The 10,224-nt window shown below is 72.4% G+C and carries 12 protein-coding genes; 6 read left to right on the forward strand and 6 right to left on the reverse strand.

The window, feature by feature from the left end:
- Window positions 1–124: 124 nt before the first annotated feature.
- Genes HDA43_RS35165 through HDA43_RS18690 form a run of 3 tightly spaced genes read left to right on the forward strand, consistent with a single transcriptional unit; the run spans window position 125 to window position 2,129 of the window.
- Complete coding sequence (locus HDA43_RS35165; protein WP_312873420.1) at window positions 125–526, forward strand: ArsR/SmtB family transcription factor; 402 nt, start codon at window positions 125–127, stop codon at window positions 524–526.
- The gene (locus HDA43_RS18685; protein ID WP_179823481.1) at window positions 519–1,607 is read left to right on the forward strand and encodes a cation diffusion facilitator family transporter; all 1,089 of its coding nucleotides are present in this window, start codon (window positions 519–521) and stop codon (window positions 1,605–1,607) included. The genes HDA43_RS35165 and HDA43_RS18685 overlap by 8 nt, the downstream gene beginning before the upstream one ends.
- Window positions 1,608–1,652: 45 nt before the next feature.
- On the forward strand, window positions 1,653–2,129 hold the full coding sequence (locus HDA43_RS18690) for a hypothetical protein (protein ID WP_179823483.1): 477 nt from the start codon (window positions 1,653–1,655) through the stop codon (window positions 2,127–2,129).
- A 286-nt stretch (window positions 2,130–2,415) separates the two neighbouring features.
- Here HDA43_RS18690 and HDA43_RS18695 read toward each other — a convergent pair whose 3' ends face one another.
- The 4 genes from HDA43_RS18695 to HDA43_RS18710 form a co-directional block, all read right to left on the reverse strand.
- Window positions 2,416–2,862, reverse strand: coding sequence for a hypothetical protein (locus HDA43_RS18695; RefSeq protein ID WP_179823485.1), 447 nt, complete (start codon window positions 2,860–2,862; stop codon window positions 2,416–2,418).
- Window positions 2,862–3,212 (reverse strand): helix-turn-helix transcriptional regulator, encoded by a 351-nt coding sequence (locus HDA43_RS18700; RefSeq protein WP_376770511.1) that lies wholly within the window; start codon window positions 3,210–3,212, stop codon window positions 2,862–2,864. Before HDA43_RS18700 ends, HDA43_RS18695 begins: the two co-directional genes overlap by 1 nt.
- A gap of 134 nt (window positions 3,213–3,346) precedes the next feature.
- Entirely contained in the window at window positions 3,347–3,541 is a 195-nt protein-coding gene (locus tag HDA43_RS18705; RefSeq protein WP_179823487.1) for a hypothetical protein, read from the reverse strand.
- 127 nt (window positions 3,542–3,668) lie between these two features.
- The gene (locus HDA43_RS18710) at window positions 3,669–4,304 is read right to left on the reverse strand and encodes a dTDP-4-dehydrorhamnose 3,5-epimerase family protein (RefSeq protein ID WP_246424453.1); all 636 of its coding nucleotides are present in this window, start codon (window positions 4,302–4,304) and stop codon (window positions 3,669–3,671) included.
- 243 nt (window positions 4,305–4,547) lie between these two features.
- On the opposite strand from HDA43_RS18710, the gene HDA43_RS18715 reads away from it, so the two are divergent.
- The 3 genes from HDA43_RS18715 to HDA43_RS18725 all read left to right on the forward strand — a co-directional run bounded on the left by HDA43_RS18715 (window position 4,548) and on the right by HDA43_RS18725 (window position 8,193).
- Window positions 4,548–6,005, forward strand: a complete 1,458-nt coding sequence (locus HDA43_RS18715; protein WP_218912313.1) for an NDP-hexose 2,3-dehydratase family protein — start codon at window positions 4,548–4,550, stop codon at window positions 6,003–6,005.
- Between the two features lie 5 nt (window positions 6,006–6,010).
- A complete protein-coding gene (locus HDA43_RS18720) occupies window positions 6,011–7,174 on the forward strand; it encodes a Gfo/Idh/MocA family protein (RefSeq protein WP_246424528.1) in 1,164 nt (387 codons plus the stop codon).
- A gap of 80 nt (window positions 7,175–7,254) precedes the next feature.
- On the forward strand, window positions 7,255–8,193 hold the full coding sequence (locus HDA43_RS18725; protein ID WP_179823491.1) for an NAD-dependent epimerase/dehydratase family protein: 939 nt from the start codon (window positions 7,255–7,257) through the stop codon (window positions 8,191–8,193).
- Between the two features lie 276 nt (window positions 8,194–8,469).
- Here HDA43_RS18725 and HDA43_RS18730 read toward each other — a convergent pair whose 3' ends face one another.
- Together HDA43_RS18730 and HDA43_RS18735 are read right to left on the reverse strand one after the other, a co-directional pair.
- The gene (locus HDA43_RS18730; RefSeq protein WP_179823493.1) at window positions 8,470–9,789 is read right to left on the reverse strand and encodes an NAD(P)/FAD-dependent oxidoreductase; all 1,320 of its coding nucleotides are present in this window, start codon (window positions 9,787–9,789) and stop codon (window positions 8,470–8,472) included.
- Between the two features lie 72 nt (window positions 9,790–9,861).
- Window positions 9,862–10,146, reverse strand: a complete 285-nt coding sequence (locus HDA43_RS18735) for a hypothetical protein (protein WP_179823495.1) — start codon at window positions 10,144–10,146, stop codon at window positions 9,862–9,864.
- Between the last annotated feature and the right edge of the window lie 78 nt (window positions 10,147–10,224).

Raw genomic sequence — 10,224 nt, forward strand, 5'->3', positions numbered from 1 at the left:
AGCATCACACATATGAGCAACCATGCAAGTGAGGTTTCGCTCTCCTTCAGGGTCGAAGGTCTGCGTAGTCGGACAATCACCGAGTGCATTGACGGACGACAGGAGAGTCCTCACAATTGCACAGGTGAACAGTCATTCAGTTGTTCCTCTGCGGCCGGACCGCGACTGCTCGGTCACGGTGGTCGACGCCGAACGGGTGGCCGGCGTCCGCGAGGCGCTGCCGGCGGACGGGTCCATCGAGGAGCTGGCCCAGATCTTCGGACTGCTGGCCGACCCCCGGCGGCTGCGGCTGATCGCCGCCCTGCTCGAAGGCGGCGAGATGTGCGTGTGCGACCTGACCGCGATCACCGGCCACAGCATGTCGGCCGCCTCGCACGCGCTGCGGCTGCTGCGCGCCAAGCGGGTGGTGAAGGTGCGCCGCAGCGGCCGGATGGCCTACTACCGGCTCGCCGACTCCCACGTGCGGATGCTGCTCGACGTGGCCCTCGCCCACATCAGGCACGAACAAGGAGAACGCGATGACTGACCTGCACACCTCCGGCCTGCACGGCGCCGGCGAGCCCGGCCCTTCCGCCCCCCGCGGACACGGCCACGGACACGGGCACGGGCACGCAGTCAGCGCACAGGCCGACCGCCGCTACCTGACGGGTGCGCTCGCCCTGATCGTCGTCTTCATGGCGGCCGAGGTGGTCGTCGGCGTCATCGCCCGCTCCCTCGCGCTGATCTCCGACGCCGGGCACATGCTGACCGACGCCTTCGCCATCGTCTTCGCCCTGGCGGCGATGCGGATCGCCGCCCGCCCGCCGCGGGGCGGATTCACCTACGGCCTCAAACGCGCCGAGATCGTCTCCGCCCAGCTCAACGGCATCACCCTGCTGCTGCTGGCCGCCTACTTCGTCTACGAGGGCGTCCACCGGCTCATCGCCCCTCCGCAGGTCGCCGGCGGCTACATGCTGGCCACCGGGCTGGCCGGCATCGCCGTCAACCTCGCCGCGACCTGGCTGCTGCGCAGGGCCGACCGGTCCAGCCTCAACGTCGAAGGCGCCTTCCAGCACATCCTCAACGACCTGTACGCCTTCATCGCCACCACCGCGGCCGGGGCGGTCATCATGGCGACGGGCTGGGCGCGGGCCGACGCCGTCGCCGCCCTGGTGGTGGCCGCCCTGATGCTCAAGGCCGGCTGGGGCCTGGTGCGCGACGCGGGCCGCGTCTTCATGGAGGCCGCCCCCGTGGGCGTCAGCCCCGCCGAGATCGGCCGCAGGGCCGCCGCCCTGCCCCACGTCGTCGAGGTCCACGACCTGCACGTGTGGGAGGTCACCTCCGGCTACCCGGCGATGTCGGCGCACATCCTGGTCGCCCCGGGAGCCGACTGCCACGCCGTACGGCAGGCCGTCGAGCACCTCCTGCACGACGGCTACGGCATCAGGCACACCACCCTGCAGGTCGATCACGCCCCGGCCGAGCCGCCCGCCGACGACTCCGGCGCGTTCCACTGCGCGGACCCGCACGGCCCCGCCCACCGATCCGAGGACCCGCCGCCTCCCGGCGGGTCGCCGGCGAGACGGGCATCCGCCGGTGCGGTGCTCGGTCGCGTCGCCGACCGATGACAGTGTTCCCGCACACGTCATAGGCGTCAGGATATCCTGACGCCTATGACGTTCAAGTGCCCCGATATTCCCAGCCACGAGGGCTTCGCCGCTCCGGTGCTCCCCAACGGGGATCCGGCCTCGTCCGGCGGCGCCTTCACCAAGACCTTCGTCGGCTACCAGGCCGGATGTTCATGCGGATGGACCGACCAGCGCCGGTTCCCGCCCACGGCGGAGGGGGCCAAGGAGACGGAGTATCGATGGTGGAGCAGGCACGCCGCTCCGCTGATCGCCGCCGCGCCACCCGGCGAGCTGGTGACGAAGTCGAATCTCCTGTGCGAGCGGATCGTCAAGCTCGCCGCCGAACGTCCTCTCGCCGCCCTCACGCTGCTGTCTCAGATGGAGAGCTGGCAGCGCACCCTGCTCGACCAGGTCGTCGCCGGCGCCCGGGAGGCCGGCGCCTCCTGGACGCAGGTGGGGGAGGCGATGGGGATCTCCAAGCAGAGTGCTCACGAACGGTTCAGGGGGCACGTGAGCACGTGATGCGACCCGCCGGGCGCCTTCCCGGCGCCGACCGGTGAGGCCGGCGGGGCCGGGGAATCGTCTACCGGTGGCCGGGGTCGTACGGCATCTACCGGGGCTCCCACATCAACCCGGCCCCAGACGATCCTCATCTTGAGTGGCGATCGACAGCGGGTCCTTGACCGGGCAGAGGCCGTGCCGGCCGAGCGGCACCGACCACGCCGCATCGGGGCATCGCGCGGGAACGGGCCTGGTGTGCGCCCACGTCACGGTGCGCTCTTTTGCGCCCGCTCTTCCCCGAGAGGTTTCAGGCATCGGTCAGGTCACGCTGCCGCCAGGCCACGATCGCCGAGGGCAGCAGGACCAACGTGATGATCGCACCGGCGATCAGCGGCTCCCAGGTCACCGTCACCAGTCGGCGGTCGGCCATGGCCGCCGCGAATAGCAGCCCGAGCATCACCCCGTTGGCCGAATAGGCGATGCGCAACGCCTCCCGCACCTCGCCGCGCTCGCGCTCGTCCAGATCGCCGTCGGCGATCTCCGCGGTCCGATGGGTCGCCCGGCGCAGTGCCACGAACACGATGGCCGCGACCGCCACCGCCGCCAGACCCGCGATCATCGAGATCGCGGAGTCCTGATCGGTGAGCGCGGTCACCGCCAGCAACACCATCGGGGCGGCGGCGAGCACCGCCAGCACCCGGCGGACCGTACTGCGCGCGAGCCGTAACGGCCCGGCTCCTGCGGACGTGTTCATCACTGACCTCCGTAGAGCTGCTGCGACATCGGCTGGAACGGGTGTCGGGAGAAGACGGCCTCGACCGGCAACTGGAAGAACTCACAGATCTTCAAGGCCAGGTCGAGGGACGGCCCGTAGTCACCGCGTTCCAGGAACCCGATGGTCTGCGGGTTCACCCCCACCGCCTCGGCGACCTCGGCTCGTGACACGCCGCGCTCGGCGCGGAGCACCGCGATCCGGTTATGGAGGTCCGTTCGCTTCTCCTTGCCACCCACATAAAAAGCATTGCGTATACGCAATGCTTTGTAAAGAGAAGGCAAGAGAAGAGCGTTGATGACCACCCCGGACCGCGGGTTCATCGAGGTCATCGCCGCGGAGTGAAAGAGCGTCTCCGTTCGAGCGAGGTCCGGCCCATGGCGGCCTCACGGAGCGCGCCGCGCTCCAGGAGGGCGGAGAACGCCGAGCCTGACCGGTCACCAGGCGGTACCGAACCGATACGGCGTCACACCAGGCCGCCATCGGCCGTGAGGTTCTGGCCGGTCAGCCACGCCGCGTCCGGGCTGAGCAGCAGCGCGACGACGCTGGGCCCCTGCCGCACGGTCGCGACGGTGCACGCCCCGGCCTCGGCCGCCAGCGAGCGGGTGCCTCCGATGGCCAGGGTCGAACATCTCGACGACGAGCGGTGCCTCCTGCACATCGGCGCCGCCACTCCGCTGACGCCGGCCGTCTATCTCGCCGCGCTCGGCCTGCCGTTCACCGTGGACGGGCCGGCCGCGTTGCCGGAGGCGGCACCGGGTGCGACGGGTGCGGAGGGCCGCCGCGGATCACCACCCGGCGGCGGGTGCCCGGTGGTGGTCCAGGCAGTCCTGATAGGAAGGCAGCAGGCCGCGCTCCAGTGCCTCCCGCAGGGTCGGCGCCGCCGCGTCGCCTGGCGACAGGATCGGCGGCTCCGGCGTCCGGAACGGCAGCCCGATCTCCGGATCGAGAGGGTTCACCGTGATCACGTCCCGCGGGCGGTAGGTCTCCGAGCACTGGTACTGCACGCAGGTGTCGTCCTCCAGCGCCAGGAACGCGTGGCCCAGCCCCTCGGAGAGGTAGACGCAGGCCCGGCTGCGGTGGTCGAGCACGGTCACCTCGTACCGGCCGAAGGTGGGGGAGCCGGCCCGCAGGTCGACCACCGCGTCGAGCACCGCGCCGCGCACGCACGTCACGAGCTTCGCCAGCCCCGGCGGGACCACCGCGCCGTGGATGCCGCGCAGCACCCCGCGGTGCGACACCGAGAAGTTGGTCTGCACGACCTTCGGCGGGTGGCCCAGCGCCTCGGCCAGGACGTCCTCCCGGTACGCCTCGTAGAACGTGCCGCGCTCGTCGTCGAACCTCTCGGCCGTGACCAGGAACGCCCCCGGTACGGCCATCTGCCGGACATGCATGCTGCGGGTGTGAACGTCGCGAACAGCCATGGCGGCAGGCTAGGAGGGCGTGCTCGAAGCCGGTTCGAATACCGGTCGGAGCCGGGCTGAGCCGGGCTGAGCCGGGCGGCGGCGGCCCGGCCGGGTCCGCGGCGGTCTCCGGACGGCATCCGCCGGCCCCGGACGACACCGGCCCCCGCACCGCGGCTCAGATGGATCCGCGAGCGGTTCTCGACCGGGTGCGCCGACGCTCGGGGCGTCGCCCTGTTCGCCACCGTCAGGATGGGAACGTCCATGAGCAACGCCACCTTGACCCGGCACCCCGCCCAGCCCGCCGCGGTCGGCGGCCCCGACCTCGCCCGCCGGTTCGCCCGGTCGGCGCGCGTGACCGACAGCTGGGTCACCTCCAACGACCACCTCGACACGTGGCTGGCCGAGCAGCACCGGGCCAACCGCTTCTCGGTGACCCCGATCCCGTTCTCCGGGCTGCGCGGCTGGCGTTTCCGGCCCGGCACCGGCAACCTGACGCACGACAGCGGCCGGTTCTTCAGCATCGAGGGCCTGCACGTGCGCACCGACTTCGAAGGCGGCGGCGACTGGTCCCAGCCGATCATCAACCAGCCGGAGATCGGCATCCTCGGTCTCCTGGTCAAGGAGTTCGACGGCGTCCCGCACTTCCTCATGCAGGCCAAGATGGAGCCGGGCAACGTCAACACCATCCAGCTGTCGCCCACGGTGCAGGCCACCCGCAGCAACTACACCGGCGTGCACGGCGGCCGGCCTATCGACTACCTGGAGTTCTTCACCGACCGCTCCCGTGCCGCCGTGCTCGTCGACGTGCTGCAGTCCGAGCAGGGGTCGTGGTTCCTGCGCAAGCGCAACCGCAACATGGTGGTGGAGACGACCGGTGAGGTGCCCGAGCACCCCGACTTCCGCTGGCTGACGCTGGGGCAGATCCACCGGCTGCTCCAGCGGGACAATGTGATCAACATGGACGCGCGGACGGTCCTGTCGTGCATTCCGCGGCTTCCGGACGGCGACGGCGACGAGATCGGGGACGACCCTGACCGCTATCGGGCGGCGCTGCGCGCGTCGCTGTCGCCGTCGGTGTGGGCGCTGCACACCGACGCCCACATCCTGCACTGGCTCACCGACCTCAAGTCCCGCCACGAGATGGTCCAGCGGCAGGACGGACTCGACACCGTCAAGGGCTGGCACCGGGACGACCACCAGATCGCCCACGAGAGCGGCCGGTACTTCAGGGTGATCGCCACCGAGGTGCACGCCGGCAACCGGGAGGTGCCCGCCTGGACCCAGCCGCTGGTCCAGCCGGTCGAGCGGGGCGTCAGCGCGTTCCTCACCCGGCCGATCGGCGGCGTGACGCACCTGCTGGTCCACGCCCGGGCCGAGGCCGGGTCGCGCGACGTGGTGGAGCTGGCCCCCACCGTCCAGCTCCAGCCGGGCAACTACGCCGGGCTGCCGCCCGAGCGCGTCCCCCGCTACCGCGAGGAGGCGCTGCGGCCCGACCCAGCCCGGCTGCGCTACGACACCGTGCAGTCGGAGGAGGGCGGCCGGTTCTACCACGCCGAGAACCGCAGCATGATCATCGACGTCGGGGAGGGCTTCCCGCTGGAGACGCCGCCGGAGTTCTGCTGGATGACCCCACGGCAGATGAGCGCGCTGCTGCGGCACAGCTACTACGTCAGCATCCAGGCGCGCAGCCTCTTCGCCGGTCTGCTGTCGCTGGCGTGAGAGCCATGGACGGCATGAGCGCCACGGGCGGCGTGAACGCCGTGACCGACGTGAACGCCGCGGGGAGCCTGAGCACCGCGGGCGGCATGAGCGATGTGAACGCCGCAGAGGGCCTGAGCACCGCGGGCGGCATGAGCGCCATGAGCGATGTGAACGCCGTGGAGGGCCTGAGCGCCGCGGGCGGCGTGAACGTGGCGTCCCGGCCCGTGCGGATGGCGGTGCTGGGCGCCGCCGACATCGCCCGGCGCCGCATGCTGCCCGCCATGACCCGGGCCGCCGGGGTGGAACCGGTCGTGGTGGCCGGCCGCCGCCCGGCCGAGACCGGACGGCTCGCCGCCGAGTTCGGTGTGGAGGCCGCCGGCGACTACGAGACCGCGCTGCTCCGCGACGATGTCGAGGCCGTCTACCTGCCGCTGCCCAACGCCCTGCACGCCCCCTGGGCCGAGCGGGCGCTGCGGGCCGGCCGGCACGTGCTGGTGGAGAAGCCGCTCACCACCTGCGCCGCCGACACCGCCCGCCTGCAGCGGCTGGCCGACGAGCGGGGCCTGGTGCTGATGGAGGCGATGATGTTCGTCCACCACGCCCAGCACGAGGAGGTGCGCCGGCTGCTGGACGGCGGCGCCCTCGGCACTCCGCTGGCGTTCACCGCCGCTTTCACCGTGCCGCCCCGCGACCCCGGTGACATCCGCTACCGGGCCGATCTCGGCGGCGGCGCGCTGCTGGACACCGGCGTCTACCCGCTGCGCGCCGCCCAGCACCTGCTCGGCGGCGACCTGGAGGTGCTGGGGGCGGTGCTGCGCTGCGGCGACGAGGTCGACGTGGGCGGCGCCGCCCTGCTGGTCTCCCCGCGCGGAGTGACCGCGCAGGTGGAGTTCGGCTTCGACCGGCCCTACCGCTGCTCCTACGAGATCCGCGGCAGCCGGGGCGGGCTGCTGCTGGACCGCGCCTTCACCCCGCCCGCGGACCTGACGCCGGTGGCCCGCCGTACCGGACTCGACGGCCGGACCGATGACCTGCCGCTGCGGGCCGACGACCAGTTCGCCGCGCTGCTGCGGAGCTTCGCCCGGGCGGTGCGCACCGGGGAGCGCCACGGCGACGCCGCCGCGTCGCTGGCCCAGGCGCGGCTGGTCGACCGCATCCGCGAGACGGCCCGGCGGGTCCCCGCCTGACCGGCACCGGACCGGCACTCGACCACATCCGACCGCACACGTCCGGCACCCGACCGACATCCGACCGCAAAGGAGGCACGGTGCGCGCTCACCACGACCCGGAGAAACGAGTGGTCGTCCTGGGGGGAACCGGCTTCGTGGGCCGGCACGTCCACGCCGCCTTCACCGCCGCCGGCTGGGAGGCGCTCACCGTCGGCCGCACCGCCGCGGCCGACGTCGCGCTCGACCTCACCGCCGCCCCGCCGCGCGCCCTGGCCGCGGCCCTCGACCGGCACCGCGCCACCGCGGTGGTCAACGCGGCCGGCGACTACTGGGGCCTGAGCGAGGAGCGGATGCGCCACTCCTTCGTCACCGTGACCGAGCGGGTGCTGGCCGCGGCGGACCTCGCCGTACGGCGGCCGCGGCTGGTGCAGCTCGGCACCGTCCTGGAGTACGGCCCACTGCCCGAGGGCACGCCGCTGACCGAGGACGCCCCGATCGACCCGGTCGGCGGCTACGGTCGCACCAAGTACGCCGCCACCCGCGCGGTCCTCGACGCGGACGCCGACGCGGTGGTGCTGCGGGTGACCAACTCCGTCGGCCCCGGGGCCCACCCCTCCAGCCTGCTGGGCAAGGTGGGCCACGCGCTGCTGGACGCCGTACGGCGGGGCCGGCCCGCGACGCTGGAGCTGGCGCCGCTGCGGGCGGTGCGCGACTACCTGGACGTGCGCGACCTGGCCGAGGCCGTCGTGGCCGCGGCCGGCGCCGACGCGAGCGGCCGGGTCGTCAACATCGGGACCGGCCGGGCCGTGCCGATCAGGCGGCTGGTGGGCGACCTGATCGAGGTCAGCGGGGTCCGCGCCGAGATCGTCGAGCGTGAGCCCGCCTCGACGACGCAGGTCTCGCCCGGGGCGATCGCCGAATGGCTCCAGGTCGATCCGGCGACGGCGCGGCGGGTGCTGGGCTGGACGGCCCGGCGGACGCTGCGGGACGCGCTCGACGACTTCTGGAAGGACCTGCTCGACGGCACACGGCGCTGAGCGGGAAGAAGAACGGAAGGGCCCCGGGGCGTCTCGTCGCCCCGGGGCCCTTTCGCCCCGAGGTTCTTCTCGGCCCGGGGTTCTTTTCGGCTCGGAGTCCTTGTCGGTCCGGGGTTCTTTTCGGCTCGGGGCGACGATGGCGGGCGCCGGGACGCACCTCCTGGAGGGCCGGAGGAACGGCCGGGAAAGAGATCGGGCCCGTCGCGGGTGCGCGCGGCACGCCCGCGACGGGCCCGATCCGGGTCCGGTTGCGGCGGTGGTCTCGGCCGGGGCAGGTCAGGCGGGGGCGGGCACCGGCTCGTCGGGGACGGTGTCCGGGACGACGTCGGACGGACCGGCCTCGGAGCCGGAGCCGGCGGTGCCGGAGGGGCCGGCCGGGGCCGGGTCGCCGGACAGGTCGAAGATGGGGCGCAGCCGGTTGAGGCCGGAGATCAGCGTCACGAAGTCCTCGCGCGGGAAGAACAGCTTCTTCGGATCCACCAGCGCCTGGGCGTACTCGTAGTAGGCCTTCCGGTCCAGCCCGGCGTCGTAGAAGAAGCGGACGAAGGAGATGATGTTCCCCAGGAACTCCCGATAGGAGTTCTCGTACCGCTCGCGGACGGCCTCCTCCCTGGCCGGGTCGGCGAGGATGTGCGGCACGGCGTCGGCGGCGGCCCGCGCGGCCATCATGGCCAGGGTCACGCCGGTGGAGAACAGCGGGTCGACGAACCCCGCCGCGTCGCCGACGAGCATCCAGCCCGGACCGGTGAACCGCTCGCAGGTGTAGGACCAGTCGCGGGCGTTGCGGAAGGCGCTGACCTGCCTGCCCTCGGCCAGCAGATGCTTGACGTGGACCGACTCGGCGATCTTGGCGGCGAACAGCGCGGGCAGGTCCAGCCCGCTCGCCTTGGCCTCGTCCACGGGGGTGACGAAGCCGACGCTGTGGGTGCCGTCGTTGAGCGGGATGTACCAGAACCAGCCGCCGGGGACGTGCTCGATGAAGATGTTGCCGGCCTCGTCGCCGGTGAGGCTCTCGCCGTTCTGGTAGTAGGTCCACACCGCGACGTTGCGCAGGTCGTCGTGCCACTGGACCTCGGACACGTGGCGGCCCAGGGCACGTCCCTGGCCGGAGGCGTCCAGCACGAAGGAGGCGCGGACCTCCTGCTCGCCGCCGCCGCGCACGGCGTAGCGGACGCCGGTGACGCGGCCGTCCTCGATGACGGGCTCCTTGACGACGGCCTCCTCGACCACCTCGGCGCCCAGCTCCCTGGCCCGGGTCAGCAGCAGCGCGTCGAAGTCGGCGCGGCGGACGTTGTAGGCGTGGGGGTACTCGGGCTGGCCGTGGTCGAACGAGAAGTTCCACCGCCCGTCCTTGCCCCAGACGAGGCTGCCGCCGTACTTCCTGACGAAGCCGAGCGCCTCGACGCGGTCGCGGACGCCGAGCTCCTCCAGCACCTCGATGCATCCGGTGATCAGGGACTCGCCGATGTGGTAGCGGGGGAACTTCTCGCGTTCCAGCAGCAGGACGTTGACGCCCTTCTTCGCGAGCAGGCCGGCGGCGGAGCTGCCGGCCGGGCCTCCGCCGATCACGATGACGTCGAACTGTCGGCTAGACATGGGACTTCCCCTCGTTGCGGCTGAGAGCATTCACGGGCGCGATCGCGGACTCGATGACGGGTGCGGGAGCGGTCATGGACGCGTGTCTTCCGGAAGGATCCCCGCGGCCGCTGAAGGACCGCTCGGGGATCGGTACAGCGGGACGTCGCCGCCGTCGGCGGCCGCGAGGCGGACCGGGCTGGGGGCGGGGCGTCCGCGGGCGGGACCGGCGGATACGGCGGGTACGGCGGGTACGGCGGGAGTGACGGTGGCGGCGGGGACCTCGTCAAGGCCGCCGGGGTCGTCGAGGGGCCAGGTGGGCGCGCCCCAGAACGTGTAGAGCCAGCTGGTCAGGATCTCGCGGGTGAGGGGGCCCACGGGTTTCCCTCCGATCTGTACGGCGCGGAGCCGGGACGGGCGGTTCGGTTCAGTTCGATACGGTTCGTTTTGGCACGG

It is taken from the genome of Streptosporangium sandarakinum, assembly GCF_013409935.1.
Lineage (GTDB): Bacteria > Actinomycetota > Actinomycetes > Streptosporangiales > Streptosporangiaceae > Streptosporangium > Streptosporangium nondiastaticum.